Origin of the sequence: Thiorhodovibrio litoralis, assembly GCF_033954455.1 — a bacterium.
Classification (GTDB): Bacteria; Pseudomonadota; Gammaproteobacteria; order Chromatiales; family Chromatiaceae; genus Thiorhodovibrio; species Thiorhodovibrio litoralis.
In genome coordinates, this window is the sequence record NZ_CP121473.1 from 1,949,049 (window position 1) to 1,975,345 (window position 26,297).

Below are 26,297 nucleotides of genomic sequence, written 5' to 3' on the forward strand. Positions count from 1 at the left end.
TGTCGATGCACGGTTCAAGCCAGCGGCAAAATCCGCTCCTGCACCACCGGATTGCTCTCCGCGCAGACCACATCCAGATGCACGGTCGCGCGGGTCAGCCCGCAGAACAGCACCTGCAACTCGCGCTGAAGATCGGTCTCGCGCGGATCGACATCGACCAGAATCACCGCCGCCGCCTGCTGGCCTTTGAACCGCCGCACGGTATCGAACAAAATCTGCCCGTCAGAGTAGATCTGATTACCGAGTAGATCGTAGGTATTGGTAAAGCGCCTGAGTGTGTGATTCCCGACCCGCGCGCAGTCCTTCAGCGCCGTGCTGCCGACACCCCGGCAGGAGAGAATCGCAATATCCTGCGGCTGAAAACGCTGCTTTAGCCGCTGCCCGACTAGGCGGCCGACCAGCTTCGGCTGCTCACTTGACTCCTGATAGGGCGTCACCTGCACCCCCAGCCCCGGCAGATCATTCGCGCCGGTGAAGCTGAACTCCGGCAGCGCCTCGCGGATAAAGCGCGCGATGCTCTCTGGCGAACGGTAATTCAGCAGCGACTGGTAACCGACAAAGTCCTGCTCCTGCAACGCCATGGGCGTGGTCGAGCGGACATTCTGGTTCGGGTCCTCCAGCCACAGCATGGCCGCCTCCTCGCGCAGAAACAGCCGCACCGCCTCGAACCATTCGCCCTCGAAATCCTGCGCTTCATCGACAATCAGGGTATCGAAGCGCCAGTCATCCGCCGGCTCCTGCGTCAGCGCCTGTTCCTCCACATGCTTGGCCGCTGCTGTCCAGAAGGCCGGATTAGTGCGCATGTCATGGAAATTGAGCGGCGCGCCGCGCGCGCGCAGAAACTGATCGCAGAAGCCATACCAGGTCTCCACCATCCCGCCGCGCCCGACCAGATGCTTCAGCCGCTCCGCCAGCGGGCGGTTGAAGCACAGCAACAGCGGCCGCTGCCCGCGTTCCAGACAGTCATCGAAGAAATGCCGCGCCACCAACGTCTTGCCATTGCCGGCGGTGGCCAGCACATGCAATCGCAGCTGGCGCATGCGGATATTGGCCAGCACATCGAGCAGGCCGTGGGATAAGCGGGTATAGCGCTTCTCCTGCGCGCCGATATAGGCATGCACATCCGCTACCACCTCGAAGGTCTGGCGGAAGAATCCCGCCACCTGCTGCGCCCGCGCATCCTGGCTCGCCGGTCCCGGCGGCAGAATGGCCTGAATGCGCTCGGCGAGATGCTCGCGCTGGGAGGCATCGACTATGCGCTCGGCATCCAATCCCGCCGCATTGAGCTGGCGCAGCGCATGGTCCGGACAGTAGATCAGGTACTCAAGCTCAAGGCGTTGCTGCTTGCCGAGCTGATAGGTGAACTTATCGCGGATGCTGTCGAGCGAGCGCTGAATCTGCTCCCCGACATTCTTGTGGCTGTCGCCATAGTGCTTGATCAGCTGGCCATCGGCTTCTTCCAGCGGACCGTTCTTCTGCTCGATGCACAGCACCTGCCCGGCGCGGTTGAGCACCACGAAGTCGATCTCGCCATAGACCGTGTGGCCCTTGTACTGGCGAGTCCAGTGCACCCCATGAAACACCGTGTAGGCCGCCGGCAGGCGATCGCGCAGGTCGGCGAGGGTGGTGATCTCCGGCTCATGGGCGCCGCTCAGGGCGAGGCGGGTCAGGTCGGAGGGGATGATGGTGGCCATGGGCTGGGCATCGTCAGGCGTACATGAGCCTGCCGCGAGGTTCAGGAACCGGGCGCCCGAGTTCTTTTGCGGTTGCAATCCATTCTTGAATCACGATCTCGGCATTTCGGACGGCGTCGAGGTAATTCTTACCATCAGCCATGGCTCCAGGAAGTTCCGGAATCTCCGCGAGATAGGCGTTGTCTTTCTGACTCCAGTAAATGATGATTTCGTATTTCGCGCTCATAGTGCATTTACAATCCATGGTTTAAAATGAGGTTGCGAACCTGTTTCACCTACCAGTTTTGTGTTGTCGTTGTTGAGTCCGTAATCTCGATTGCTTCCGCGTTCAATACTTTCCGCATTCGCGCCAATGTCTTAAGTTCTTCCTTTACTTCCAGGTCTGGGTAGGCTGGATTTGCAGCGCGAAGACGATAGCGTCCTTCCTTATCTTTTATAACCAAGCGCAGTAGATACTGATCGTCCCCGCTGGTGTCCTGACGTTCGATTACAATCAAACTGCCTGTAATGGATCCCGCCTTCATTGAGTCGATCAGCTCAAGCAGGAGGTAATCACCGTCGCGAATGGGTTGCTTGCCGCCATTCATAGAGTCTCCAACTGCGCGGGCGACAAAATGCCGTGATGGATCGAGTTTGCCCTGATGCTCAGTGATTTGGCAGGTGGCTTCGACATCTGTCCGGCCGTCTCGGAAATGACCGCAGGCGATTCGCAGATCGGGGAAGTAAGGTACTGCGACGCCGCCATCGGAGGGTTGCCTTGGCTGACGGAAAGGCAGGATGTTAGCGCTGTGTTTTGCCGGCTGCTCTATTGAGTCACCTGTTTCGGTCTTGGTCAGCCGGGGTTCGTAGGCGGCCAGCCGGTAGTCGACGAGTTCCTGGACCATTTCCCGAAAGGTTTCCATCTCGTCCTCTCCCACGCTAAAGGTCGGTTGGAAGCGGCCGTCGCTGAGTTCGAACCATTTCTCAGTGGTCTTCTTCTTGTTGCCGCCGGTCCATGCAGTAATGGGGTTGCCTCGCCAGTAACTGAGCCATTTCCCGGTCTCGACCCGGTCGATCTGTTGTAGATCTTGACGGATGTCTGCAATAAAGCGGCGTCGGCGCTGAAAGACCTCCAGTGCTTGAGCCGCAAGTTCTTCAACTCTTGGCGGGTGGCGGAAGCCATCGTTATCTAGCAGGGATTCGAGCAGAACCGCTTTGAAGCACTTGGTCATGTTTGATGTCTCGACTTCACGTAAAAAAGTGCCGTGCCGTTCGAGACAGTTGACTTCGTTTGGGGTTAGATCTTCCTGGTCGCGGACCAGGTTCCACCATTGTCCGTGCTGACGTCGGAGATCCGGGAGGTTGCTGCCGCTCCGATAGAGTTCAGACAGTGTTGGTCGCCGGCTGAGTGAGTCCTTGAGCGCCCGATAGTCGGTGGCAGGTCCCTGACCTTGCAGGCGGACCAAGAAGTCGATAATTGCAAGGTCGTAGTTGGCGAAACAACCAGGTGGAAGCTTGAGCTTGCCGTCTCGTGCGCGGCGTCCAAAGTTTGCCAGCTCCTGATAGCTGCTGCCGACATCGAAGAGCGCCTGCGGTTTGTTCAAAAAACCTCTGTGATTGCCGATGAAGTCAAGCACGACTAATTGCTTTTTGTCGGAATAGCGGCGTAGACCGCGCCCAAGCTGCTGGAGGAAAAGCACCTTCGATTCGGTGGGGCGCAGCATCAGTACAGTGTCGATACTTGGCAAGTCGACACCTTCATTGAATAGATCCACCGAGAAGATGACCTGCAAATCACCGGTGTCTAGTTGCTCAAGAGCCTCGGTTCGATCGAGAGTCGATCCTTGGTAAACAGCAGCGGCGCGAATGCCTTCGGCCTGGAACCGCTCCGCCATGAAGTCGGCATGGCGGCGTGATACGCAGAAGGCGAGCGTGCGTGTTTGTGCCTTGTCTCGCCAATGGTGCAAAGCATGGCGAGCGCGCCCGATGGTTGCGAGCTTATTTGAGAGTGATTTAGGATCGAAACGGCCGTTGCGCCAAGGTATCTCATCGTAGTCAACGGTCTCATCGTAGATGCCGTAGTAGCGAAATGGGCAAAGGAGACCCAACTCGATTCCATCGGACAGATAGCAACTGTAAGCTAGGTTGTCATCGCAAAGACTGAGAATGTCGGATTGGTCGGTGCGCTCGGGTGTGGCTGTGAGTCCAAGCAGAAAGCGCGGCCTGAAATACGCGAGCAGCCTTCTGTAGGTTGCAGCAGCGGCATGGTGAAATTCGTCGACCACAACGTAATCGAAATAGTTCGGCAAGAAACGTCCCAAATGGCGTTTTTGGCCGAGGGTTTGTACTGAGGCGAAAAGCAGGTCGACATCCTTGTCTTTCTGGCTGCCCGTGTAGCGCCCGACTCGGGTGTTTGGCCGCACCCGCTGAAAGCTTTCCTCGGCTTGGAGCAAAATCTCTTCGCGATGAGCGACGAAGAGGACGCGCTTCGCTGCCATTTGCTCGGTATCGAAGGCGGCGAGATAAGTCTTTCCAAGGCCAGTGGCCATGACGACTAATCCGCGCTTGTAGCCAACGGCGCGGGTGTTGAGTAGAGCCTCAAGTGCCGCTGATTGGATGCTGCTCGGTTGCGGCGGCAGTTCCTCGGGCTCATCGCCGGGCAGGATTGGGAGCTGCTGGACAACGCGCCGGCGTTGCTCATAGGTATCGATCCAGTCGTGATTCAAAGGGCGGACATGCGGGTGCTCAAGAAGGGTCTTGAATTCCGTACAGATTTCGTTGAAGCGTGCTGCAGCGCGATCGTCTGGACTACTTGGCCTGTCGACGCGAATGTTCCATTCAAGCCCGTCGGTCAGAGCGCTACGACTAATATTGCTGGAACCTATGAAGGCACTGCCCCAAAGTGTCTCGCCTGATTCGCAGCGTACGCAGATATAAGCCTTAGAGATGGAAGCTTTGTCCGGCGGACTCGAATAAATGAACTTTGGCGCCGCGCTCCGCGAGCAACATCAAACGTCGCAGTGCGGGTGGATCGGTTATGTCGAGATAGTCGCTGGTCAACACGCGCAGACGCGCGGAGCGTCCCTCGACCGCGTCGACCAGCGTGGGATAGAGCAAGGCGAGCCCGCTGCTTTTGATGAAAGAGACGGCGAGATCGATCTCGCTTGCGCGGCGAATGGCATCGAGCAGTCGCGGCAAGAATGGATCGTGAGCCCCGCCTGTCGTCAGGTAGAGACCCATGGGTTAGGGGGATTTGCGGAGAAGCGCGTTAAGCCAGCGCTCTGCTTCGCGGCCGGGCCGCAGGTCACCCGTTATCCAGGTTTCTACGATGCTCAGTTGCCCTGCAAGCGCAATGAGTTCGGCGAGACCGGACTCATCAAGGTCAGTAAAGCGCCGCCCATTGTGCTCGCGCTCGCCACGACCGTATTTGAATGAGGCATACAGCACGCCGTCCTTTTTGAGCGCTCTTGACAGGCGTGCGAGTGCATCGGCGAGCTGGTCGAGGGGCACATGCAGCAGACTGGCGCAAGCCCAGATGCCATCGAAGCATTCGAACCAATCAATATCTTGAAAACGCAATACTTCGACTTGGGCTTGCAAATGCTGCGAGGCGATGTTCGCCATGACGTGCGAGGCATCGAATGCCTGAACCGTGAAGCCGAACTCGCGGAAGGCGCGAGCATCCCGTCCGGAGCCGCAGCCGGCATCGAGGATGCGGCCTGAGACGGGGATCAACGGCAAGAAATGCTCGTACAAGGGAGACATATCGACCTGTAATGTCTCCTCTGCGAATGTTTGAGCATGCAAGTCGTAGTAAACGCGAGTGTGTTCCATGCGGCGAGATTCTACCTCGGATCAACAAGCAAGTTGCGAGAGGCTCGGCTTGTTCCAACGATTTTTAAGTTCCTGTCGAGCGGTGATTTTTAACGCGTGTGAAGTTTTTCTTGACAGTAAATCCATCATTCTGTCCGACTAACGAGCCGGGCCTGGCGCTCTGCCACCAGATCACGGAATTTTGCGATGACCTCGATAAAGAGTTTTCGTGGGAGTACACCATAGGCGACACTCTCAGGATTTCCGGGAGCAACAGGCCGCAGATCTGGCCCCGGCCAAGCAAAACGATTCGCTTCGGTCAGCAAAATCCATGAACGCTCATCATCCAAGCCTAATCGTCGCTTGGTCTCTGGTGGAATCTCGACGGCGAGCGAGGGATCAGCTGGTGGAGAATGCGTGACGGGGAGAACGGTGACGATTTTTCCGTCCTTGGCATCGGTTGTGACCAAGATCACGGCGCAGGGGCGGTCCTTGCGACCTTCTTCCATGCCTCTTTGGTGTTCTTCTCGCCACAGGTAAGCGTAGCGGATTACAAGGCCAGGAGTTGGGAGGGGTAGTGGCATTGGCGTTAAGTGGAGCATTCATGGTCAAAGGCCGCTGCTTCCGGTGGAGGCTCCGCCTGCAAGATGGCATCCAAATCGGCCGGAGTGAAGTCCTCAATGCCCATCACTTGCCGGCTCCGTCGTTTCATTCGCTGGTATTCCTCGACAGAGAGCAAGACAAGGCGTTCGCGACCATTGCGGGTGATCGCAAGCGGTGCTTTGATAGCTTCATCTTGGTAACGCCCAAAATGGCGCTGAAAATCGGCCGAGGAGATCATACGCATGGACAGGCTCCGTAATTTGCCGTGATTTGTAAGATACATACCTTGCAGAATAGCTGAATTTGGCTAGGTTGAACTACCTGAGAATTTTCACCGGGACGAAGGCGGAAACCAGTCCATGACGGCGAAGAAGGCCAAGCCTGGAAAAATTGTCGGCCACGGCACCTATGTCCACTTGAATGCCCTGCCGGAACTCGATGTGGAACGGCAGTGGGTTGTTTTGCAAGCGTCCGCCCTTGCCGGCCTGGAGCCGGAAAAATCCTTCAATGTGGTGCGATTCGGTCAGGACGGAGACATCGCGCTGCTTGCCTATGCGGATTTCTACGACGCCCCTTTCCCCGCCTTGCAGGCCAGTTGGCGCGTCAATCTCGACACCGGTCAAGTCGGCTACCGCACATACTCCGACTCGCTAAACCCGCCGATCCTGCATCGCAAGGAGCTGTTGCTGCCGCCCGAGCATCCGCGTCGGGAGGAATACGCCGCACTCACCGCTGCGGCTGAATCCATCGGGCTGTTCGACGACACCACCCGCATCGGCTATCAGCGCCAGTGGCTGGCGCTGGTTCGCGAGCGCGGCTATCGCGTCGAGGGTCACCAACTGGTGCCGCTGGGCAATGTCGAAGGCGAGGCCGATGCGCCCGATGAGCCGGGGCAGGGCGGCGATAAGATTCAGTTCGGCGGCCAGTTGCACGATCACTGGGCAGCCGCCCGCCAGCGCACCGCCATGGTCCGCTATGGCTTCTCGGCGCCGATTCAGAGCCTTGCCCGGCATGGCTTTCTCGACGGCAGCCAGCGGCTGTTCGATTATGGCTGCGGACGCGGTGATGACTTGCGCGGCTTGCAGGAAAACGGCATTTCCGCCGAAGGCTGGGACCCTTATTACGCGCCCGATCAGCCCATTGCCTCGGCCGATATCGTCAATCTCGGCTTCGTCATCAATGTGATCGAAGATTTCGATGAGCGCATCGAGGCATTGACCCGCGCCTGGTCTTTGGCCGAGCGGTTGCTGGTGGTTTCGGTGATGATTGGCGAACGCCAGCATGCCGGCGGCGGCGAGCGCTTTCGCGATGGCCTGCTGACCCAGCGCGGCACCTTCCAGAAATACTTCACGCCAGCTGAGATTCGCCAGTTCCTCACCAGCGCGCTGGAGGAAGAGCCCATCACGGTCGCGCCCGGGGTGCTCTATGTCTTTCGCGACAAGGACGCCGAGCAGCGCTTTATGCTTGAGCGCAGTCGCGGTCGGCGCAACCGGCTGCGCGCGCCCTCGGCACCGCGACTGCGCGAAGCCGCCGCCACGCGCCGCGATCGTCGCGCTGAGCGCTATGCCGAGCACCGCGACGCGCTTGAGCGGCTGTGGACGCAGTGGCTGACTCTCGGGCGCCAACCCCATAAGGAGGAGGTCGCAGAATTACTGCCGCTGACCGAAGCCTTCGGCACCCTCGGCAAGGCGCTGCGCTTTATCGAACAACATCAGCGCGACCAGTTGGGTGATCAGCAGGGTGATCAGCAGAGCGAGCAGTTAGGCGAAGGGCAGGGCGACGGCTACATCGATGCGCTGCTCGAACAGGCCGCCGAAGCGCGCCGGGCCGATCTCGAGGTCTACTTTGCCCTGCGCCAGTTCGAGCGGCGCCGGCCCTACAAGCATCTCGAACCCGGTCTGCAACGCGACATCAAAGCCTTCTTCGGCGACTACCTGAGCGCCCAGCAGGCCGGCCTGGAGCGCCTGCACGCCATCGCCGACCCTGAGGCCATCGCCGCCGCCTGTCAGGAGGCCGCCGAGCATGGACTCGGCTGGCTGGAGCCCGGCCAGTCCCTGCAACTGCACGCCAGCTTGGTGGATCAACTACCGCCCTTGCTGCGCGTTTATGTCGGCGCTGGCGTCATTCTCTATGGCGAGGTCGAGCAGGCCGATCTGATCAAGATTCACATCCCCTCCGGCAAGCTGACACTGCTGGTCTTCGACGCCTTCGACGGTCAGGCGCTGCCGCGCTTGTGCGAGCGCATCAAGATCAAGCTGCGCGAGCAGGACATCGACACCTTCGACTATGTCGAGCCCTTCACGCCTCCGTATTTGTTCTGGAAGTTGCGCTATATCAACGAGGAACATCCAGACTACCCGCAACAGCTTGTCTTCGACGAGCAACTGGCCGCGCTCGGGTTGTTCGATCTCTCCGGCTATGGACCCGCGCCCCAGGTGGTCGACGAAACATTGGCCCGGCAACGCTGGGAGGTCCAGGGCCTGAGCCTGCGGCGCAGCCAAAGACCGCCGGCGCTGGATGATCCCTGCGGCCGCTTTCTGCGCTTCCGCGACCTGATCGCATGTGGCGAGACCCAAGCGGCCACCGGCATTGTGAATCTGCCGAGGGAGCCGGAGAGCTGGAATGCGCTGCTGGAGCTGGCCGAGGAGGTGCTTGACCCGGTCATTGACTGGTTCGGCATGATTCGCCTGACCTATGGCTTCTGTTCACCCGAGCTGGCGAAACAGATCCCCGGCCGCATTGACCCAAAACGCGACCAGCATGCCGCGCATGAGCGCAACCGTCTTGGCAATCCCATCTGCCCGCGCCTAGGCGCGGCGGTTGATTTCATCATCGAGGATGAAGACATGCGCGAGGTGGCGCAATGGATCGTGACCGAGACGCCCTTCGACCGGCTGTACTTCTATGGCAAGGACAAACCGCTGCATGTCAGCCATGGCCCTGAGCACAGTCGCCAGATCGTATTGATGCAGCCTGGCCCAAGCGGGCGACTGGTGCCGAAGGTCGTTAGTTCAGAAGCCTTTGTTCAGTCGACATAGTGCGAGCTGTGGCACGCATGGGCACTGTTTTCCTTCAAAATCGCGACTAAGGGATAGAATTAGGAGATGGCATGGGTCTATTTGATCATTGCGGGAGTCTTCGAATGGGGCTGGCCGGTCGGGCTCAAGCTAGGGCTCTCGGATGCTGGTCTGCGTTGGGGCTGGATCGCCTTCTCGATCCTTTGCATGACGGCGAGCGGCGCCTTGCTGTTGCTAGCGCAGAAGACAATCCCGATGGGCACCGCCTATGCCGTCTGGACCGGTATCGGCGCCGTCGGAACCTTCGCGCTGGGATTGATCTTATTTGGCGAGCCGGCCACTGTGGCGCGGTTCTTCTTTGTTGGGCTCATCCTGGTCGGGATTCTTGGCCTGAAGTTGGCGTCGGCTTAGCGGTCATCAGCGAGTGATCGCGGTGGGCCGAAAAGGATATCTTGTCCATCACCGACATCAAGACCGCCGAGACAACGAAGGTGAGATGGATGATGACGTACCAGAGGAGTTTGTCGTTGGCGATCTGCTCGGCGTTCATGAACGCCTTGAGCAAATGGATGGACGAAATCGCGACGATGGATATCGCCACTTTCAGCTTCAGGGTGCTGGGGTCGAGCTTGCCCAACCAGCCCAGCTTCTCGCTGTCCGCGTCGATGTCCATCTTGGAGACAAAATTCTCGTAGCCGGAGAACATCACCATCACCACCAGGCTGGCGACCAGCACCAGATCAACGAGCGTGAGCACGGTGAGAATCAACGCCGTCTCCTTCATCGTCCAAAGATGGAGGAAAAGGTGGAAAATCTCCTGAAAAAACTTTAATCCCAGGGCAACAAGCACCAAGCTGAGCCCGAGATAGACGGGGGCCAAAATCCAGCGGGATGCGAACAGGGACTTCTCGATCATGCGCTCGATCATCTTTGGCCTCGCGTTGCTTGGCAGCGAGCTTGGTCGTGAGGGAGGGGCGTGGTGCAGTGCGGCATTCGCAGGTGTGTCGGATGGGCCAGTAGGCTTCTCAGCGGGGAACCGATGCGGGCCTGAACGATCTGCCTGAGCGCCCTGATCGGTGCGCCGCGAGGCACTGGCAGGATCGTTCCGGGGCTTTAACGCCAGGACGGTCGTGAGGAAACGCTGGTTAACCCGCTCCAAGTTGGTCGGCCGCCCACCGGGGATTCAAGTCACCGCCGGCGTCTTCTGCCAGTAGTGGCGATCATCTAGCTGGGCGAGGACGAACTCGGCGACATCCGCGCGACTGATACGCCCACCCTTGATGGATTTATCCAGACCATGGCGGTAGCGCCCGGTGCGCGGGCCATCAGTAAGTCCGCCCGGGCGCACAATGGTCCAGTCAAGGCCGCTGGCGCGGATCAGCTGCTCCTGCTCCGCCTTTGCCTGCATGATGGCCTTGAGGCTCAGGTCCATGATCCAGCGAAACAGCGGATTAAGCTGGCGACGGCTGTTGCCGACGCCCATGGATGTGACGGCAATCAGCCGGCGCACCGCGCTCGCCTGCATGGCCTCGATAATCACCGCCGTGCCGCGCGCCTCGATCGGCGGCTGTTTTGGTTTCGAGCCCAGCACGCAAATCACAGCATCCGTTCCAGTAATGCACTGCCGGGTCGCGGTCGCATCCAGGACATCACCGGGAACCAGCGTGAGCCCATCCTGTGCGGGCACAGGGGTTGGATCGCGCACCAGGGCCTGGATACGATGGCCCTGCGTCAGGGCTTGTGCCAGCACCTCGCGCCCGGTGCCTCCGGTTGCGCCGAAGAGAGCAATATGCATTAGATAAACCCTTCTGCTCAGTCAGTCACGGTCAGTTTGGGTGCTACGATAACACGAGGTCCGAACAGCGAAGAGCGTGCTTGGAAGTGCCAGGAATGCCACTCCTTAATGCGGGGGGCAGCGACCGCAAGGCGAAGTTTGACTGCGTTGCTGAACCATTAGCGTGAACGCACGCAATAGTTTCCGCTGGTATACCAGCCCGCCGGGCAGCTTGAGCCAACCTTCTCGATGGCGGGTTTGGCATTCTTGCCTGCCACGCAGTAATTGCTGCTGGTGTAGTACCCGGCAGGACAGTTGCCGGATTTCGGCAAGGCACCCCGCGCGCCGGAACCCGGCACACAATAATCACCCTGGGTGCGGTAGCCGCTGGGACAGCTGCCTTGTTTGACAAGTGGCTCCAACGCAAGGCTAAGGCCGCTGGTGGTCATCAGGAAGAAGGCGAGGGTGGTTGTGGACAAGATGGCAGGCAAGGACGTTGGTGGCAATGGCATGGTCAACCCCTGAAGATGGTCGTGACTGTGCGGTGGATGCGAGAATCTCGGCGCCGGGTCTGCTGTTGAGACGTCCATCACCGGATTGAATTTGACCATGAGTATTGGCGATCTATCGATCCTCTTTGCCATCATGCTGGCAATGGCCGCCATGCCGAGCACCAGCGTTGCATTGGTCGTCACGCGCGCGGCCATGGGCGGTCTTTCCCAGGGTATCGCCGTCACCTGCGGGATCGTCCTGGGCGACCTCCTCTTTGTCGCCACCGCGCTGTTTGGGTTGGCGGCCTTAGCCGAGCGCTTGGGCGGACTGTTCGTGCTGATCAAGGTGCTCGGCGGCCTGTACCTGCTATGGCTTGGCGGCACACTGTTGTTATCACGGTCGACGCGCGACAGCGTCAACCCAAGCCTCGTCACGCAATCGGGACTGCTTAGGAGCCTTCTCGCTGGACTGGTGTTAACGCTGGGCGACCTCAAAGCGATTCTGTTCTATGCCAGCATTTTTCCCTTGGTGATGCCAACCGATCAGCTTGCCGCAGCGGATGTGGTGGCTGTCATGGCCGTCACAATAACGAGCGTCGGTGGTGTGAAACTGCTCTATGCGTTCAGCGCGCGCAAGCTGGCCACGATGGTTCAAGACAGGCGCATGCGACGGATCGGCCAACGCGGCGCTGGCGTGCTCCTGCTTGGCGCGGGTGGGTCGCTGATCGTCTCAACGGCGGGCTGAGGCGATCTTTCGGCTTGGTGTCTTTGGTGTCAGCGCCTCATCGGGTGGACATGTCAGCCACCGATCATTCGCGAACCAGCCCGCACAGTCCAGCCCGACCCAACTTCGAAAACCAGATGACCGCCCCAGCAGCTCCCAGGGTTGTGACGGCAGCCAATCGGGAACAGCAAACAGCGTCCCGCAGAGCGGCTTGCCAGCCGCGGCACCGGACTGGCAGGATGGCGTCATGACGTCGAATTCCACCTCCTCCGATCACCAAGACGTATCAACCACAGCCGACCTGAAGGCGTTGGAGCGCTTCTGCACCGGTTGTAATTGCTCCCAGGCGGTGGTGTCCGTCTATGCCGAGCGCTATGGAATCGACCCGGCACTGGCGATGCGCCTGGCCACTGGACTCGGGGGTGGCATCGGGCGCATGGGCGGCACTTGCGGCACCCTGGCCGGAGCGGCGCTGGTGCTGGGGCTGGAATACGGCCCGTGCGAGCCTGATCCCGCCGCCAAGGACCGTGTTTACGCAAAATCGCGCGCACTACAGCAGCGCTTCATCGATCACCACGGCAGCAATCAATGCCGCGACTTGCTCGGTTTTGACCTGGCCGAGGATGCCGGTTATCAGGGCGCCCGTGACGCCGGGGTGTTCAAAGAGCGCTGCCCCAGTTTCGTGGCGACAGCCGTGCAGTTGCTGGATGAACTCCTGCAGCCCGAGGCCGCTCAGGAGACCAGGTCATAAAAGCGGGCGTTCGTGACCCGCTGCAGATCGGCCGGGCTGAGCTCAATCTCCAGACCGCGCCGACCAGCACTAACGAACAGGCGATCCAACGCCTCGGCACTGCGATCAACAAAGGTGCCCAGGCGACGCTTTTGCCCAATCGGGCTGATCCCTCCGAGTAGATAACCGGTGCTACGCTCCGCCTTCGCCTTCTCCGCCATGGCCGCCTTCTTGCCGCCGGCTGCCTTGGCGAGCGCCTTCAAACCCAGTTGCCGACTGACCGGCACGACGGCCACCACCAGGGTTTTGGTATCGAGGCTGACGACCAAGGTCTTGAACACCAGCGCAGGGTCAAGCCCGAGTTGATCGGCGGCCTCTTGACCATAGGCAGTGGCGCCAGGGTCGTGGTGGTAGGCATGCACCCGGTGGGCGATGCCCAGGCGCTTGAGGGTGTCGATGGCGGGTGTCATAAATGGATGCGCGATTGGGGCCGGTCCAAACCGGGCTACTGGATGCACAGCGTCTTGGCATTGCAGAAGCTGCGGATCCCCAAGAGCCCCAGCTCGCGCCCGTAGCCAGAATTTTTGATGCCGCCGAAGGGAAGGCGTGGGTCACTTTTGACCATGTCATTGACGAAAGCACAGCCGCACTGCATGCGCCGCGCGAGGGCCTCACCACGCGCGCGGTCTTGGCTCCAGACACTGCCGCCGAGGCCAAAGTCCGAGTCGTTGGCCAGGCGCAGGGCATCGGCTTCATCGCGCGCGCGGATGATGGCGGCCACCGGGCCAAAGAGCTCCTCGTGATACGCCGGCATCCCCGGCGCGCAAGCATCCAGCACGGTCGGGGCATAGAACCAGCCAGGTCGTTCCAATGATGCACCACCGGTCACCAAGCGCGCGCCCTTGGCAATGCTCGCCTGAACCTGGGCATGCAACTGATCGCGCAGATCAGAGCGGGCGAGGGGCGGGAGTGTGGTCTCGGGCAGCAGGGGATCACCAGGGATCAGAGCCTCCGCCGCTGCCTTGAACGCCGCCAGGAAGGCATCGGCACTCTCTGGCACCAGGATGAAGCGCTTGGCGGCGATGCAGCTCTGTCCGCCGTTGAGAAAACGCGCCTTGGCCGCCACGGTCGCGGCCTGCTCGACATCGGCGTCCGCCAGCACCACAAAGGCATCCGACCCGCCAAGCTCCAGAATCGACGGTTTGATGCTGGCACCCGCGGCGGCTGCCACGCGCCGGCCGGCGGCCTCGCTGCCGGTCAGGCTGACGCCACGGATGCGGGCATCGCTAACCAGCACCTCGGCCTGGTTGCCCGCGATAAGCAGGGTTTGAAACAGGCCCGCCGGTGCTCCGGCCTCGCGAAACAGCCGCTCGATCGCCAAGGCACAACCGGGTACATTGGAGGCATGCTTGAGCAGCACCGGATTGCCGGCGGCGAGCACCGGCGCGGCACAGCGGAACACCTGCCAGAACGGAAAATTCCAGGGCATGATCGCCAACCAGACCCCGAGCGGCTGATAGGCCACCAGGCTGCGGGCTGCATCGGTGTCGATCAATTCATCGGCCAACATGCCCTCGGCGTGCTCGGCATAGTAGTCGCAAACCCAGGCGCATTTGTTGATCTCCGCCAATGCCTCGGTACGCAGCTTGCCCATCTCGGTGGTTATCAGGGTCGCCAGGGTCTCTTGCTGAGTCCGTAGCCGCTCAGCCACCGAGACGAGCAGTCGAGTTCGCTCAGCGAGGGGTGTTTCGGCCCAAAGCACGCCGGCTCCCTGCGCGGCGGCCAAGGCCTGCTCAATTCGCGGTGAATCGAAGGCGGCGACCTGCTCGATGCAAGCCTCGGTGGTGGGATTGATGGATGTGAACATCATTGGATGGATCGGCTGAAAGATGGAAAAAGTGCGGTGTTTGCTTTGCTACTCTACTGCGTATCAAACCGGCCTTCGCGCTTGAATAGAAGCGAAGAACTGCGACAGAGCCTCGGCGTAGTCGCTGGTGTTGGCCAAATCATGTCCGCCATGGGCAAGCAACAGGACCTCGCAGTCCGTCGCCAGCGATTGGGTTTCCCGGGCATCCACGACCTCGTCGTCCTCGGCGAGAATGATCAGTCCGGGAGGGTGGTGCGGCTGCGCGGACAACTCCGGCATGGTCGCGGTGTCGGTCTCAAGGGGACGATAGGCCAAGGCATCTTCCACGGACCAGTCGAAGGGCGCCGCGACATCGAACCGCTGCAGCCGGCCCTGAAATTGCGCGAGCGTCACCGAAGGACGCAGCGCCGGGTTCAGCCCCACCCATGGGCAGCCGAGTTGAACACCCAACCGGCGCGCCCAAAAGCCGCCCAGACTGCTACCCACCAGCACATCCAGCGGCGGCGCTGTTTGCAGCAGCGATTCGGCCGCGCGCGCATAATCCTCCGGGCGGTAATCGCCCTGCGTGTCCAGGCAGTAAACCTCATGACCCAGGCCACGCAGCAGCGCCAGCTTTGGGCTGTGCGACCTGGGGCCACTGGCGAACCCATGCAAGTACGCGATAATCATCTTGCCTCCTTCGGCAAACCCAAGCGCCAGCAAACATGAAGCCACCATGGATTATCCCGCATTTCTGAACAGCCTGAACGCGGCGACCTGTCCCGTCACCGAGCACCTCTGCCTGGCCGCGCTCTGGTTTGATGCCAAGGGCGATTGGAACCGCGCCCACGAAATCGTTCAATCCCTGCCGGACCGCCCGCCTGAAACAGGGGCTGCGCGCATTCACGCCTACCTGCACCGCAAGGAAGGGGACCTTGATCCCAAGAGATGCTCCGAGATGAAGCTGCACTATCTACCCTGCTTGGATTCACCCGACCACGCCGAGGCGCGCCGACGCGAGTTGCAAATCCCCCGCGACCAGGCCGCCGCGCTCGGTCAATCGGCGATTGATGCCACTTTGCGCGGAGATGACACAAGGCCCGGGGCCAGCGCGTCGCCTGGCAGCAAGCCATCCGGCGCATCGATCCTCGCCGCACCGCCGCGTCCTTCCGCACCCATCTGGAGCAGACATTTCCCCGCGCGTTCGATGACGTCGTTTTCGCCATCACCGACTGGTCGCCTGAACGCGCCACCCTGGGGCCCTTTCGCGAGGCCTTCGGTCAGCCGGCCTGAGGCACCCTCGCGGCCCGGCTCATGGTGGGTGCACCAAGATGGCTCGCCTCACTTCGACGCGGAAACTCAGGTTTTCCCTAGCAAGGATCAGCAAGTTCCCGAGAGCCTTTTGAAAATTCCCCTTATCCACCAAGCCTGTGGATAACTCTGTGGGCAAGGCTGTCACATCGCTTCTAAACCCTTGTCCCGACGCATGTCGTTTTCGATTGGTCAGAATTGTTTCAGTCTGTAAGTGACTGTTTTAGTTTTTTTCTTGCTGCCCATTCCAATAAGGTGCAAGGGTTAAAATCCGAAATGGGGCGCGGAGCGTGTTTATCTTTGGGCCTGTTTATAAGCTGCGGTCGGTTTGTCAAGTCCCCATATGCGATCCGGCGCGATCGGTTTGCAAAGCTGTGATCTGAGGCTGGGAATATCGGCGCGGGCGGCATGGCGCGAAACGAACCGAATCCCTGGCATCAGCGGATGGAATCGGTCTGTCCAATCGTCGCGGAGATCAGCGGGCCTGTCGGCGCCAAACATTCCGGTGCATCGAAGCGCGGCTGGCCAACCGACCGGGTGACGGGATAGCCGATCATCTCCTCCCCTGGACAGGGTTGCAGCAACCCCGTCAGTTGCGTCTTGCTCTGATTGTCAGGGTTCAACCATTCAGCCCAGTGCGCGCGATCAAGGATCACCGGCATGCGGTCATGGACGGCGGCGATGGTGGCATTGGCTTGGGTGACAATGATGGTCGCGCTCTCAACACGCTCACCCGAACTTGGATCAGTCCACTGTTCCCACAGCCCGGCCAAGGTCATCGGCCGCCCGTCCCGGCGCCGAAAGGCAAAAGGCTGCTTGCCGTTGGGCGTGGTCCGCCATTCGTAGAAAGCATCGGCCGGGATCAAACAGCGCCGATGTTTAAACGCCGCGCGAAAGGACGGCTTCTCCGCCACCGTCTCCGCACGAGCGTTGAAGGTCTTGACGCCGAGCTTGCGATCCTTGGCCCAGCTCGGCAGTAGACCCCAATGCAAGGAGGCAAGTTCGCGCTGATTGTCCGCTTGGACGCGACAGGCGAGAATCCGGCTGCCCGGCGCGATGTTGTAACGCGCCGGCGGAGTTTCAGCCGGCGGTTGCGCCTCCAGCCAGTCCGCCGTCGCCTGCACATCGAAACATTGCGCAAAACGTCCGCACATCGGCCTGTCCTCAACGCGCCTCGCTCGCTGCAACCAACCGCTGCCGCAAGCGCGTCAGCCGCTGCCCGCCGGTCTGTCTGACGGCCATGCCCAAGGCCTTCGGCTGCGCGATCAACACCACCAGCCGCTTGCCACGCGTTACTCCGGTATAGAGCAGGTTGCGCTGCAACAGCATGTAATGCTGAGTCGCCAGCGGAATCACCACCGCCGGATACTCCGAGCCCTGCGCCTTATGCACACTGGTGGCATAGGCCAGCGCCAGCTCATCGAGCTCCCCGAACTCATAGATCACCTGGCGTTCATCGAAGGCGATGCGCACCTCGCTTTCCTCAATGTCGATGGTCAGTATCCGACCTATGTCGCCGTTGAAAACCTCCTTGTCATAATTATTGACGTTTTGGATCACCTTATCGCCCGGGGCGAAGGTCCAGCCGAAGCGCTCAATGCGTGGCTGGGCATGGGGATTGAGCTGTTGTTGCAGCAACACATTCAACGCCCGCGCGCCGAGTCCGCCGCGGTTCATCGGTGTCAGCACCTGGACATCGCGAATCGGGTCCAGCCCGAAGCGCGCGGGGATGCGCTCGCAGAGCGTTTTTAGCAGCCGTTCCTGGATCTGCTCCGGGGTTTCGCTGCGAATCACATACCAGTCGCTGTCGTTCGGTGGTGGGTTGGGGACCTGGGGAAGCTGCCCGGCATTGATGCGGTGGGCATTGACGATAATCTGCGAGGTCTGCGCCTGGCGGAAGATCTCCGTCAAGCGCACCGTCGGCAAAACGCCGGAACCAATGGCATCGGCCAGCACCGCGCCCGGTCCGACCGAGGGCAACTGGTCAACATCTCCGACCAACAGCACCGCGGCCGAGGAGGGCAGGGCGCTGAGCAGCTTATGCATCAGACTGACATCGACCATGGAGGTCTCATCGCAGACCAGCAGATCGGTGTCCAGCGGATTGTCCGCGTTGTGCTTGAAGTCCAGCGTCTTGGGATCGAACTCCAGCACGCGGTGAATCGTTTTGGCCACCTGGCCGGGGGATTCCGACAGCCGCTTGGCCGCGCGTCCGGTCGGCGCGCACAGGGTGGCTTTGACACCCTTGGCGCGCAGAATGCGCAGGATGGAGTTGACCACCGTGGTCTTGCCCACCCCGGGACCACCGGTCAGCAGGGTGCATTTGCCGGTGACCGCCTGGCTGACGGCCTGTTTTTGCGACTCGGCCAAACGCAGTCCGGTCTGGGCTTCGACCCAGGGCAAGGCGCGGGCGATATCGATCATCCCCCAGGGTGGCGAGCCCGCGCGCAGGCGGATCAAGGACTCGGCCACCCCGGCTTCGGCGCGGTGCAGCGCGGGCAGAAAGAGGAGCGCTCGCTCCTCGACGGTTTCCGCGACCAACTGCCCGGCGGACAGTTCCAAGTCGATGGCCTCTTCGATACCGGCGGCCTCGATCTCCAGCAGCTTGACCGAGCGTTCCGCCAGCGCTTCGCGCCAGGCGGCACAATGGCCATCGCTGGCGATTTCCTGCAGGACATGGCGCACACCGGCGCGGGCGCGCAGCGGTGAGTCGCGGGGTATCCCCAACCGCTCAGCCAACTGGTCGGCGGTCTTGAAGCCAATGCCGCGGATATCCAACGCCAGGCGATAGGGATTGCCGCGCACCCGCTCGATGGCCGCTTCACCATAGGTCTTGAAGATGCGCACCGCCCGCGCGGTGCCGACGCCATGGGATTGGAGGAACACCATGATCTCGCGGATGACCTTCTGCTCACTCCAGGCGCGGGTGACCCGTTCCTGGCGTTTCTTGCCAATGCCGGGCAACTCGCGCAGGCGATCAGGGGATTGTTCGATAATGTCGAAGACACTTTCACCAAAGGCATCGACCAGGCGCTTGGCAAAATGCGGGCCGATGCCTTTGACCAGCCCGGAACCAAGATAGCGCTCGATGCCTTCGCGGGTGCCGGGGGGAACCACGCGCAGCTCATTGGCCTTGAACTGCCGGCCGTGGCGGGCATCGATGGTCCATTGCCCGCGCGCGTCGATGTGCTCGCCGGGAGCGACTTGGGCGGCGTTGCCGATGACGGTGACCAACTCGCGCTCGCCGCGGACCTTGACCCGCAGAAGCCGCTCTCGGGGCTGTGGAAGGTGACGCGCTCGACCGGGCCGGCGAGGGTGTCGAGAGGGGAATCCGTGTGATAGGTCGGGGCGGCCGAGTCGGACATGGGGGGATTGTCTCAGAAGCCGCACATTGGCTGCGCGCCAAAAGCGGTGGCGCTCGGCGAATCATCGGCGAGGCTTCAGCAGGACTTCGCACCGCTTGTCAGAGCGGGAAGTCCTGGCGCACGTCCATCAAGCCGCCAGCCGCATCACCCCGGTAACAATGCCAAGAATCTCGAGCTCTTCATGGCGCAAGATGATCGGCGCCATGTCGGGATGGGCCGGCTGTAGCCGAATACCATCGGCTTCGATGTAGAAGCGTTTCAAGGTGACCTGGTCGCCGTTGATCTTGGCGACCACGGTTTCACCGTTCTCCGCGCTCTGGCGTTGCTCGACGATGATGATGTCACCGTCCTGGATGTGATCGTCGGTCATCGAATGCCCGCGCACCCGCAGCGCATAGCTGGCCTTGCGCGCCATGTGCGAGGGGACCCTGACGGTCTCGGGATCCTCGATGGCTTCAATGGGCAAGCCGGCGGCGATGGTGCCGAGCAGGGGCAGGGCGACGCCAGCCTCTAGCTCAAGATCGACAGGCTCGAGATCAGCGCTCCAAGCTGGCGCGGTGAGGCGGTGGGGGATTATGTAGTGCCTGGCCGAAAAGTGATTTTCACAAGCAAAGACAATGCGTTAGAATACGAAACGATTGGTGAAGTTTAGTCAATTTCTTGCTCCCTTAACCCCGGCGTATCCTGTGGCGATGGCAGGAAGAAGCGCAAGCAACTGAATGCATTAAGAATACTGGCTTTGCCGGCGGGCAATCGAGCCGCGCTGCACTGTCCCATCAACCCAAACTTCGTTCATACCAGCTTCTCCCATGCGTGACATCCTTCGTGCCCAGATGCAACTTGGCGAATGCGACATCGCTGCCATCCAGTTCGACTGCTTCTCCCGCGATGACATCCCGCGCCTGCTACGGGGCTTGCAGCACATCTACACCACCGAGGCGCTGCGCAATGAGGTCTTCGCCATCCTCGCCGATGTACTGCCGGTGCGCGCCGACGGCGAGGAGTTCGTCAGTGCCCAGACCGGGCGTCCGGGCATGTCGCAATGGCGCATTCTGGTCTTGGGCACCTTGCGCTTGGGGTTGAATGCCGACTACGACCGGGTGCAAGAACTCGCCAACCAGCATCGCCTGGTGCGCCAGATGCTCGGCCACAGCGACTGGGCCGACGAGCATCGCTACAGCCTGCAAACTCTCAAAGACAACCTGCGCCTGTTCACCCCGGAGCTGCTCGCGGGCATCAATGCCGTGGTGGTCAAGGCTGGACATGACTTGGTGAAACCGCATCCGGACTCCCCGCTGGAAGCGCGCTGCGATTCCTTCGTCGTTGAAACCGATGTGCACTTCCCCACCGACATCAATCTGCTCCAGGACGCCGTGCGCAAGACCATCGAGACCTCGGCGGCTTTCTGCAGCGACCATGGTCTGAGTGACTGGCGCCAGAGCGCCTACAACATCCGTTGCTTGAAACGAGCCTATCGGCGCGTGCAGCAACTCAAGCGCTCCACCTCCAAGGATGAAGCCAAGCGTGCGGCACGCGAAGAGGAGATCGATGCCGCTTACGGCGCTTACCTCGACATTGCCGAGCAGTTCCTCACTCGCGCCCGGGACACCCGCTACAAGCTCGTGGTGTTCCATCATGTCCCAGCCGAACAGTTCACCGCGCTCAATGATTACATCGACTATGCCGAACTGTTCATCGAACAGATCGATCGCCGTGTCTTGCAGGGCGAGCGCATCCCCCATGCCGAGAAGGTCTTCTCCATCTTCGAGCCTCATACCGAGTGGGTCAGCAAAGGCAAGGCCAGCACCCCGGTCGAGCTTGGCGTGCGCGTGGCCATCAGCGAGGATCAGTTTGGTTTCATCCTCCAGCATCGGGTGATGTTCGGTGAAACCGATGACCAAGTTGCCGTACCCATCGCCACCCACCTCAAAGCCTGCTACCCACGCATCAAAAGCCTCAGTTTCGACAAAGGCTTTCACAGCCCGAGCAACCAAAAGCAACTCGCCGAGGTGATCGACTTCCCCGTGCTGCCCAAGAAAGGCAAGTGCAACGCCGCCGAGCGTGAGCGCGAGCAAGATCCCGCATTCCGCCGGCGCAAACGCCGGCACTCGGCGGTTGAATCAGCCATCAATGCGCTCGAAGCCCATGGCCTCGACCGCTGTCCCGATCATGGCGCGGACGGCTTCGAGCGCTATGTCGCCCTCGCGGTGCTTGGGCGCAACATCCACCGCCTCGGCGCCATCCTCATCGCCGCTGATGCCGAGGCCGAACGCCGTCGGCGCCGACAACTCAAACGCGCCGCTTAAGGCGATTCCGCCGGGTGCCGTGAGACGGCCCGAGGGATCGGTTTGCCTTAATTTTGTCGCATTTAAGAATCATTATTAATACGCAGATTTCGGTGCCGCTCGCACCGAAAAAAGCCGTCGACATTCCGTGTTTAACTCGGCCGCAGCCGGGTATGCCTTGCGAAAAAATCGACTTTTCGGCCAGGCACTATGTAGGCGAGTTGGGTCATGCGCGTCACATTCTTAGTCGATCCCAAGGTGGTGCGGTAATAGCGTACCCCTTGACGATCTCCCGCGTGAGGCGATTCCGGTCGACCTAGCGGTCATGAATCGATGACCAACCAGCCCCATCAGTCCGAGTGACCGTCTATGGGGAAGCGGGTTTCGGGCAGAGCCCGCTGAAATAGGCCGTCAAATCGCAAAGAATACCCTGGTGTGTTTTGCAAGTCTTGGCGGCCATGTCCACCTCGCCGCCAGTGATGGCGCAGTAGATCTCGGCCTCGTTGTCATAGCCGGTGATTTTCAGCCCGCCGGCAGGACACTCGCCGCGCAACAGAGCCCATTCTTCGCACTGGCGATTGTCTTCAAAGAGGCAGACCCCGTATTCGCCGCCGTCTGCACGCTGGCGGATAGACAGTTCACCGCCTGTCTTTTGGCAATGCGCTGAAGCCGGGTTGGCGAGTTTGGTTGGGTCTCTGTCGTCCGCGATTACTGTGGAGACCATCAGGCTGCAGACCACGATGGTCGAACCAAATAACGGAATGAACGAGTGCATGATATCTCCAAGGCAGAAGGAGGTGGATCGAAGATCAATAGCGATCTCGGTTACAGTGACGAAGCATGAGTGCCGTCCATCCTGTAACGATAGTCTTCAGGATACTGAGTATCAGCCAAGTGCGCATGTCAAAAGCCGCCATCTTGAACTTGGTTTTTTTGGGACAAGGCTCAGGTGCGGCAAATCCGGCATCATGCAGGATGATGTTGGTGAAATTGACGGGCCGATGGTGTCCGGCGAGCCCGAACCGCAGAGCTGAGAGATGGCGCCGTTCGGTTCCGCTGGCCTCTCGATGCGAGCGTTAGCGGGACCGGGGTAACAGAACAGGTCCGGGGTAACAGGCAGCGAGGGTAGATCCGCAGCGAAGGGGGCGGCTAAGGGGAATCTCGTTGAACGAGGGTAATGCGGGGGTACCGCCGACTAACAGGTCTGAACACCGCTTAACGCCTGCAAAATGTTACCCCCAGCGTTACCCCGAGGGCCAAAAACGAAAAAAGGCTTAACTCCGTTTGAAGTTAAGCCCTTGTTTTATTTGGCTCCCCGACGTGGACTCGAACCACGGACCCACTGATTAACAGTCAGTTGCTCTACCAACTGAGCTATCGGGGATTTGACTGGTTTTTTGTTGTGGCGCGCCCGGAGAGATTCGAACTCCCGACCACCTGGTTCGTAGCCAGGTACTCTATCCAGCTGAGCTACGGGCGCTGCGAGCCGCATATTCTGGTTTTTCTGGTGGTCTGTGTCAAGGTGCAATTTTTTGTCTGTCGGTGCGCTGGTGCTTCAGTTTGGTTTAGGGCGGGTTAAACTCCTCGTTTTGGGCGGTGGCGGTTAGGCTGAGCGGCTGGAGCGGAACGATGCGGGTGCTGTTGGTTGAGGATGATGCGCAGCTTGGTGCGTATCTGAAGAAAGCGTTGGCAGAGATGGGCGCTGTGGTGGATGTGGCTGAGGATGGCCGCGAGGGGTTGCTGATGGCGGCGGCGAGCGACTACGACTTGCTGTTGCTGGACCGGATGTTGCCGCAGGTCGATGGGCTGACGATTCTTCGGACGCTGCGCGCTTCTGGGGATCGGACGCCGGTCTTGATTTTGAGTGCCTTGGGCGATGTGGACGATCGGGTCGAGGGGCTGCGCGCTGGCGGGGATGATTATCTGGTCAAGCCGCCGGTGTTTTCGGAGTTGCAGGCGCGGATCGAGGCGCTGATGCGACGCGCATCACCGACCGAGGCGGCGAGTACGCGGTTGCGCTTGGGCGATCTGGAGATGGATTTGCTGATGCGCGAGGTGACGCGCGCCGGGGAACGCATTGTGCTGCAGCCGCGCGAGTTCCGACTGCTGGAATATCTGCTGCGCCATGCCGGTCAGGTGGTCACCCGCACCATGCTGTTGGAACATGTCTGGGACTATCATTTCGATCCGCAGACCAATGTGATCGACGTTCATGTCAGTCGGCTGCGTGGCAAGATCGATAAGGGGTTTGGCTACCCGCTGCTGCATACCGTGCGCGGGGCGGGTTATGTCATGCGAGTGCCGGATGCGCCTGAGGCGGAGCGCTGAGCGGCGTGGTCGGATGGTGGCGCCAACCGGGGCTCGCCGGCTGATCCGCGTGGGTGGTCGGGCACGCGAGCGCCTTCGTGCGATTCTTGCAAGCTCCACTTTTCGTTTGGCGCTGTTGTATGTGGTGCTGCTCGCGACCTCCATGATTTTCCTGCTCGGTTTTGTCTATTGGTCGACGGCGGGCTATATGGCGCGCCAGACCGATGCCACCATCAATGCGGAAATTCGCGGTCTTGCCGAGCAGTATCGGCGTCGCGGACCGGGGGGGCTGAAGGCGGTGATTGCTGAACGCCTGCAGCGTGATCCCGGCGGGGCTGGCCTTTATCTGCTAGTGAATGGGGCTGGGCAGCCGCTGGTAGGAAATCTCAACCGCTGGCCACCGGACCCGATCGCGCCCACGGGCTGGATGGATTTTCGCGTGCGCGACCCGGTCGCGGCGCCGGAGACTGATCGTGACCGGTCCGAGGCGGCCCGCGCCAAGGTGTTCCGCTTGCGTGGGGGCATGCGTCTGCTGGTGGGGCGCGACGTGCGCGAGCTGAACGCGGTGCGCGCGCTGATGCTGGATGCCCTCTGGTCGGGGCTGGCAATTACCGTGGCGCTGGCGCTGCTCGGGGGCTGGCTGATCAGCGCCAGCGTGGTGCGCCGATTGGAGGCGGTCAATCAGGTGAGCCGCGAGATCATGGAGGGCGACCTGTCGCGACGGGTGCCGGCCGATGGCAGTGGCGACGACTTTGACCAGCTGGCGGCCAATCTCAATCGCATGCTGACGCGCATCGAGCAGCTGATGGCCAGCGTGCGACAGGTCTCGGACAATATCGCACATGATTTGCGCACGCCCTTGACACGCCTGCGCGCCAAGCTGGAGCTACTGGTGCAAGGCGAGCTGCCAGATGACGCGCGGGCTGATGCCGAGGAGGCGGTGGCCGATGCCGAAGAACTGCTCGGGACCTTTAACGCGCTGCTGCGGATTGCCCGCATTGAGTCAGGCAGCCGGCGGGCCGCCTTCGCGCGCTTCGATCTCGCGGACTCGGTGCGCGATCTTGCTGAACTCTACGAGCCGCTGGCGGCAGACCGGGAGCAGCGATTGGAGCTGACGGTACCCGCTGAGCTGTGGGTGGTGGGTGATCGGGATCTGTTGTTTCAGGCTTGTGCCAATCTGGTGGAGAACGCCATCAAATACACCCCAGCGGGAGGGCTGATCGAGCTCAAGGCGAATGGGGCGGCAACTGGCCTGGCGACAGAAAAGACGACCGCAACGCCTGCTGGGTCACTAAGCGGACCAGGGATTGACGGGGTGACGAGCGGCGCGACCGCCGCAGCGGGTCCAGACCGGGAGGTGCGCGTCACGGTCGCGGATTCCGGCCCCGGCATTCCCCCGCAGTGGCGTGAGAAGGTCTGCGAGCGCTTTTTTCGCCTCGACCACAGTCGCTCGAGCCCGGGCAGCGGACTCGGCCTGAGCCTGGTCCGGGCTGTCGTCGACTTGCATGATGCCAGGCTTGAACTCGACGACAACGGCCCTGGTTTGCGGGTCAGCATCGTCATCCCGGCGATGGGTTGATTGCCGTCGGCTCTTGGGTTGACCAAGACCGTCCCGATATTCCCGACCAATGCGATGGGAAATAGCGTCAGTAGTTTTGCTCCCGCGCGAAGACCAAATACGCCTAAACCGGGCGATCGAACATCACAACCACCGCACTACAGGGGATACCGATGAAAACAAATCATGTTACCGCGCTGACACTCGCCGCCACGCTCGCGGGCGCCACCATGCCGGCCGTCGCTGACTGGGTCATGAAGCCCGAGCAGTCGCATTTGTCGTACATCTCCATCAAGAAGCAGCACATCGCCGAGGTCAACAGCTTTGAGGAGATGACCGGGCGTGTCGATGAGCAGGGGCAGGTGACGCTGAAGCTGATGCTCGACAGCGTCGAGACCCTGGTCCCGATTCGCAACGAGCGCATGCGCGAGATTTTGTTCGACACCGCCGACTACAAGATCGCGACCCTGAGCGCAAAAATCGACCCAAGCGTGATCGAGTCGATGAAAGTCGGCGAGATCGGCCAACTCGCGGGTGAGGCGGTGCTCTCCCTGCACGGCCAGGAGCAGCCGCTGACGATGGATTTGCAGGTCGCCAAGGTGGCGCCCGATGTGCTCTTCGTCGCCAGTCGCACGCCGCTGGTGGTGGATGCAGAGAAATTCGGCCTGAGTGACGGGGTCGAGCAACTGCGCGAAATTGCCGGTCTGGATAGCATCAGCCACGCGGTGCCGGTCAATTTTGTGATGACCTTCGTGAAAGAGCCGGCGGTACCGGCTGCGGCAGAGGGCAAAAACTGAGTT

Annotated in this window: 25 protein-coding genes, 2 tRNA genes and 1 pseudogene; 9 read left to right on the plus strand and 19 right to left on the minus strand. The window is 60.9% G+C overall.

Annotated features, from left to right (window positions below; genetic code table 11):
* Positions 1 to 14 precede the first annotated feature (14 nt).
* The 7 genes from Thiosp_RS08585 to Thiosp_RS08615 form a co-directional block, all read right to left on the minus strand.
* Complete coding sequence (locus Thiosp_RS08585; RefSeq protein ID WP_323696992.1) at positions 15 to 1,694, minus strand: ATP-binding domain-containing protein; 1,680 nt, start codon at positions 1,692 to 1,694, stop codon at positions 15 to 17.
* Between the two features lie 13 nt (positions 1,695 to 1,707).
* On the minus strand, positions 1,708 to 1,920 hold the full coding sequence (locus Thiosp_RS08590) for a type II toxin-antitoxin system HicB family antitoxin (protein WP_201063215.1): 213 nt from the start codon (positions 1,918 to 1,920) through the stop codon (positions 1,708 to 1,710).
* 49 nt (positions 1,921 to 1,969) lie between these two features.
* A complete protein-coding gene (locus tag Thiosp_RS08595) occupies positions 1,970 to 4,399 on the minus strand; it encodes a DEAD/DEAH box helicase family protein (protein ID WP_201063214.1) in 2,430 nt (809 codons plus the stop codon).
* A gap of 214 nt (positions 4,400 to 4,613) precedes the next feature.
* Positions 4,614 to 4,871: a phospholipase D-like domain-containing protein gene (locus Thiosp_RS08600; RefSeq protein ID WP_201063213.1), complete on the minus strand. Its 258-nt coding sequence runs from the start codon at positions 4,869 to 4,871 to the stop codon at positions 4,614 to 4,616.
* A gap of 45 nt (positions 4,872 to 4,916) precedes the next feature.
* Positions 4,917 to 5,438: a class I SAM-dependent methyltransferase gene (locus tag Thiosp_RS08605; protein ID WP_323696993.1), complete on the minus strand. Its 522-nt coding sequence runs from the start codon at positions 5,436 to 5,438 to the stop codon at positions 4,917 to 4,919.
* Between the two features lie 194 nt (positions 5,439 to 5,632).
* Entirely contained in the window at positions 5,633 to 5,995 is a 363-nt protein-coding gene (locus Thiosp_RS08610) for a hypothetical protein (protein ID WP_242518193.1), read from the minus strand.
* An 80-nt stretch (positions 5,996 to 6,075) separates the two neighbouring features.
* On the minus strand, positions 6,076 to 6,333 hold the full coding sequence (locus Thiosp_RS08615) for a type II toxin-antitoxin system Phd/YefM family antitoxin (RefSeq protein WP_201063210.1): 258 nt from the start codon (positions 6,331 to 6,333) through the stop codon (positions 6,076 to 6,078).
* A gap of 115 nt (positions 6,334 to 6,448) precedes the next feature.
* On the opposite strand from Thiosp_RS08615, the gene Thiosp_RS08620 reads away from it, so the two are divergent.
* Together Thiosp_RS08620 and Thiosp_RS08625 are read left to right on the plus strand one after the other, a co-directional pair.
* Positions 6,449 to 9,127, plus strand: coding sequence for a DNA phosphorothioation-associated putative methyltransferase (locus tag Thiosp_RS08620; RefSeq protein ID WP_201063209.1), 2,679 nt, complete (start codon positions 6,449 to 6,451; stop codon positions 9,125 to 9,127).
* A gap of 66 nt (positions 9,128 to 9,193) precedes the next feature.
* Positions 9,194 to 9,517: a DMT family transporter gene (locus Thiosp_RS08625; protein ID WP_201063208.1), complete on the plus strand. Its 324-nt coding sequence runs from the start codon at positions 9,194 to 9,196 to the stop codon at positions 9,515 to 9,517.
* On the opposite strand, the gene Thiosp_RS08630 is transcribed toward Thiosp_RS08625, so the two are convergent.
* The 3 genes from Thiosp_RS08630 to Thiosp_RS08640 form a co-directional block, all read right to left on the minus strand.
* On the minus strand, positions 9,474 to 10,034 hold the full coding sequence (locus Thiosp_RS08630) for a TIGR00645 family protein (RefSeq protein WP_201063217.1): 561 nt from the start codon (positions 10,032 to 10,034) through the stop codon (positions 9,474 to 9,476). The two genes, Thiosp_RS08625 and Thiosp_RS08630, sit on opposite strands and share 44 nt — an antisense overlap.
* A 255-nt stretch (positions 10,035 to 10,289) precedes the next feature.
* On the minus strand, positions 10,290 to 10,901 hold the full coding sequence (locus Thiosp_RS08635; protein WP_201063207.1) for an NAD(P)-dependent oxidoreductase: 612 nt from the start codon (positions 10,899 to 10,901) through the stop codon (positions 10,290 to 10,292).
* 158 nt (positions 10,902 to 11,059) lie between these two features.
* Positions 11,060 to 11,587 carry a hypothetical protein gene (locus Thiosp_RS08640; protein ID WP_242518191.1) on the minus strand — a complete coding sequence of 176 codons (528 nt, stop codon included), beginning with the start codon at positions 11,585 to 11,587 and terminating at the stop codon, positions 11,060 to 11,062.
* On the opposite strand from Thiosp_RS08640, the gene Thiosp_RS08645 reads away from it, so the two are divergent.
* Both Thiosp_RS08645 and Thiosp_RS08650 read left to right on the plus strand, forming a co-directional pair.
* Positions 11,586 to 12,116 (plus strand): LysE family translocator, encoded by a 531-nt coding sequence (locus Thiosp_RS08645; protein ID WP_242518190.1) that lies wholly within the window; start codon positions 11,586 to 11,588, stop codon positions 12,114 to 12,116. The genes Thiosp_RS08640 and Thiosp_RS08645 overlap by 2 nt on opposite strands.
* Before the next feature lie 226 nt (positions 12,117 to 12,342).
* Positions 12,343 to 12,846, plus strand: a complete 504-nt coding sequence (locus tag Thiosp_RS08650) for a C-GCAxxG-C-C family protein (protein ID WP_201063205.1) — start codon at positions 12,343 to 12,345, stop codon at positions 12,844 to 12,846.
* On the opposite strand, the gene ybaK is transcribed toward Thiosp_RS08650, so the two are convergent.
* The 3 genes from ybaK to Thiosp_RS08665 are packed head-to-tail and all read right to left on the minus strand — an operon-like array spanning position 12,828 to position 15,361.
* Positions 12,828 to 13,295: a Cys-tRNA(Pro) deacylase gene (gene ybaK, locus Thiosp_RS08655; protein WP_201063204.1), complete on the minus strand. Its 468-nt coding sequence runs from the start codon at positions 13,293 to 13,295 to the stop codon at positions 12,828 to 12,830. The two genes, Thiosp_RS08650 and ybaK, sit on opposite strands and share 19 nt — an antisense overlap.
* A 35-nt stretch (positions 13,296 to 13,330) precedes the next feature.
* Entirely contained in the window at positions 13,331 to 14,695 is a 1,365-nt protein-coding gene (locus Thiosp_RS08660; RefSeq protein WP_323696994.1) for an NAD-dependent succinate-semialdehyde dehydrogenase, read from the minus strand.
* A 60-nt stretch (positions 14,696 to 14,755) separates the two neighbouring features.
* Positions 14,756 to 15,361, minus strand: a complete 606-nt coding sequence (locus tag Thiosp_RS08665; protein ID WP_201065933.1) for a YqiA/YcfP family alpha/beta fold hydrolase — start codon at positions 15,359 to 15,361, stop codon at positions 14,756 to 14,758.
* Between the two features lie 46 nt (positions 15,362 to 15,407).
* On the opposite strand from Thiosp_RS08665, the gene Thiosp_RS08670 reads away from it, so the two are divergent.
* Positions 15,408 to 16,109 carry a tetratricopeptide repeat protein gene (locus tag Thiosp_RS08670; protein WP_201065935.1) on the plus strand — a complete coding sequence of 234 codons (702 nt, stop codon included), beginning with the start codon at positions 15,408 to 15,410 and terminating at the stop codon, positions 16,107 to 16,109.
* A 310-nt stretch (positions 16,110 to 16,419) separates the two neighbouring features.
* Here Thiosp_RS08670 and Thiosp_RS08675 read toward each other — a convergent pair whose 3' ends face one another.
* The 3 genes and pseudogenes from Thiosp_RS08675 to lexA form a co-directional block, all read right to left on the minus strand.
* Complete coding sequence (locus tag Thiosp_RS08675; protein WP_201065937.1) at positions 16,420 to 17,136, minus strand: SOS response-associated peptidase; 717 nt, start codon at positions 17,134 to 17,136, stop codon at positions 16,420 to 16,422.
* 10 nt (positions 17,137 to 17,146) lie between these two features.
* Positions 17,147 to 19,347: pseudogene (gene recD2, locus Thiosp_RS08680) on the minus strand (SF1B family DNA helicase RecD2).
* A 127-nt stretch (positions 19,348 to 19,474) separates the two neighbouring features.
* Positions 19,475 to 19,924 (minus strand): transcriptional repressor LexA, encoded by a 450-nt coding sequence (gene lexA / locus Thiosp_RS08685; RefSeq protein ID WP_201065939.1) that lies wholly within the window; start codon positions 19,922 to 19,924, stop codon positions 19,475 to 19,477.
* A gap of 232 nt (positions 19,925 to 20,156) precedes the next feature.
* Between lexA and Thiosp_RS08690 the strand changes: the two genes are divergently transcribed.
* The gene (locus Thiosp_RS08690; RefSeq protein ID WP_323696995.1) at positions 20,157 to 21,653 is read left to right on the plus strand and encodes an ISNCY family transposase; all 1,497 of its coding nucleotides are present in this window, start codon (positions 20,157 to 20,159) and stop codon (positions 21,651 to 21,653) included.
* A gap of 346 nt (positions 21,654 to 21,999) precedes the next feature.
* Here the strand turns inward: Thiosp_RS08690 and Thiosp_RS08695 are convergent, their stop codons facing one another.
* From Thiosp_RS08695 to Thiosp_RS08705, 3 genes are all read right to left on the minus strand, one after another.
* A complete protein-coding gene (locus tag Thiosp_RS08695) occupies positions 22,000 to 22,407 on the minus strand; it encodes a putative hemolysin (RefSeq protein WP_201067945.1) in 408 nt (135 codons plus the stop codon).
* A gap of 533 nt (positions 22,408 to 22,940) precedes the next feature.
* Positions 22,941 to 23,016, minus strand: a tRNA-Asn gene (locus tag Thiosp_RS08700).
* 19 nt (positions 23,017 to 23,035) lie between these two features.
* Positions 23,036 to 23,112, minus strand: a tRNA-Arg gene (locus Thiosp_RS08705).
* Between the two features lie 149 nt (positions 23,113 to 23,261).
* Here Thiosp_RS08705 and Thiosp_RS08710 point away from each other — a divergent pair.
* The 3 genes from Thiosp_RS08710 (at position 23,262) to Thiosp_RS08720 (ending at position 26,294) form a co-directional block, all read left to right on the plus strand.
* Positions 23,262 to 23,960: a response regulator transcription factor gene (locus Thiosp_RS08710; protein ID WP_201067944.1), complete on the plus strand. Its 699-nt coding sequence runs from the start codon at positions 23,262 to 23,264 to the stop codon at positions 23,958 to 23,960.
* Between the two features lie 13 nt (positions 23,961 to 23,973).
* The gene (locus Thiosp_RS08715; RefSeq protein WP_201067943.1) at positions 23,974 to 25,518 is read left to right on the plus strand and encodes a sensor histidine kinase; all 1,545 of its coding nucleotides are present in this window, start codon (positions 23,974 to 23,976) and stop codon (positions 25,516 to 25,518) included.
* A gap of 152 nt (positions 25,519 to 25,670) precedes the next feature.
* Complete coding sequence (locus Thiosp_RS08720; protein ID WP_201067942.1) at positions 25,671 to 26,294, plus strand: YceI family protein; 624 nt, start codon at positions 25,671 to 25,673, stop codon at positions 26,292 to 26,294.
* Positions 26,295 to 26,297: the final 3 nt, after the last annotated feature.

Excerpts from the sequence above, each read along its gene's own strand:
- Thiosp_RS08585 (WP_323696992.1), bottom strand. The coding sequence starts at position 1,694 with ATGGCCACCATCATCCCCTCCGACCTGACCCGCCTCGCCCTGAGCGGC.
- Thiosp_RS08590 (WP_201063215.1), bottom strand. The coding sequence starts at position 1,920 with ATGAGCGCGAAATACGAAATCATCATTTACTGGAGTCAGAAAGACAAC.
- Thiosp_RS08605 (WP_323696993.1), bottom strand. The coding sequence starts at position 5,438 with ATGTCTCCCTTGTACGAGCATTTCTTGCCGTTGATCCCCGTCTCAGGC.
- Thiosp_RS08610 (WP_242518193.1), bottom strand. The coding sequence starts at position 5,995 with ATGGAAGAAGGTCGCAAGGACCGCCCCTGCGCCGTGATCTTGGTCACA.
- Thiosp_RS08615 (WP_201063210.1), bottom strand. The coding sequence starts at position 6,333 with ATGCGTATGATCTCCTCGGCCGATTTTCAGCGCCATTTTGGGCGTTAC.
- Thiosp_RS08620 (WP_201063209.1), top strand. The coding sequence starts at position 6,449 with ATGACGGCGAAGAAGGCCAAGCCTGGAAAAATTGTCGGCCACGGCACC.
- Thiosp_RS08625 (WP_201063208.1), top strand. The coding sequence starts at position 9,194 with ATGGCATGGGTCTATTTGATCATTGCGGGAGTCTTCGAATGGGGCTGG.
- Thiosp_RS08630 (WP_201063217.1), bottom strand. The coding sequence starts at position 10,034 with ATGATCGAGCGCATGATCGAGAAGTCCCTGTTCGCATCCCGCTGGATT.
- Thiosp_RS08635 (WP_201063207.1), bottom strand. The coding sequence starts at position 10,901 with ATGCATATTGCTCTCTTCGGCGCAACCGGAGGCACCGGGCGCGAGGTG.
- Thiosp_RS08645 (WP_242518190.1), top strand. The coding sequence starts at position 11,586 with ATGGGCGGTCTTTCCCAGGGTATCGCCGTCACCTGCGGGATCGTCCTG.
- Thiosp_RS08640 (WP_242518191.1), bottom strand. The coding sequence starts at position 11,587 with ATGGCCGCGCGCGTGACGACCAATGCAACGCTGGTGCTCGGCATGGCG.
- Thiosp_RS08650 (WP_201063205.1), top strand. The coding sequence starts at position 12,343 with ATGACGTCGAATTCCACCTCCTCCGATCACCAAGACGTATCAACCACA.
- ybaK (WP_201063204.1), bottom strand. The coding sequence starts at position 13,295 with ATGACACCCGCCATCGACACCCTCAAGCGCCTGGGCATCGCCCACCGG.
- Thiosp_RS08660 (WP_323696994.1), bottom strand. The coding sequence starts at position 14,695 with ATGATGTTCACATCCATCAATCCCACCACCGAGGCTTGCATCGAGCAG.
- Thiosp_RS08665 (WP_201065933.1), bottom strand. The coding sequence starts at position 15,361 with ATGATTATCGCGTACTTGCATGGGTTCGCCAGTGGCCCCAGGTCGCAC.
- Thiosp_RS08670 (WP_201065935.1), top strand. The coding sequence starts at position 15,408 with ATGGATTATCCCGCATTTCTGAACAGCCTGAACGCGGCGACCTGTCCC.
- Thiosp_RS08675 (WP_201065937.1), bottom strand. The coding sequence starts at position 17,136 with ATGTGCGGACGTTTTGCGCAATGTTTCGATGTGCAGGCGACGGCGGAC.
- Thiosp_RS08690 (WP_323696995.1), top strand. The coding sequence starts at position 20,157 with ATGCGTGACATCCTTCGTGCCCAGATGCAACTTGGCGAATGCGACATC.
- Thiosp_RS08695 (WP_201067945.1), bottom strand. The coding sequence starts at position 22,407 with ATGCACTCGTTCATTCCGTTATTTGGTTCGACCATCGTGGTCTGCAGC.
- Thiosp_RS08710 (WP_201067944.1), top strand. The coding sequence starts at position 23,262 with ATGCGGGTGCTGTTGGTTGAGGATGATGCGCAGCTTGGTGCGTATCTG.
- Thiosp_RS08715 (WP_201067943.1), top strand. The coding sequence starts at position 23,974 with ATGGTGGCGCCAACCGGGGCTCGCCGGCTGATCCGCGTGGGTGGTCGG.
- Thiosp_RS08720 (WP_201067942.1), top strand. The coding sequence starts at position 25,671 with ATGAAAACAAATCATGTTACCGCGCTGACACTCGCCGCCACGCTCGCG.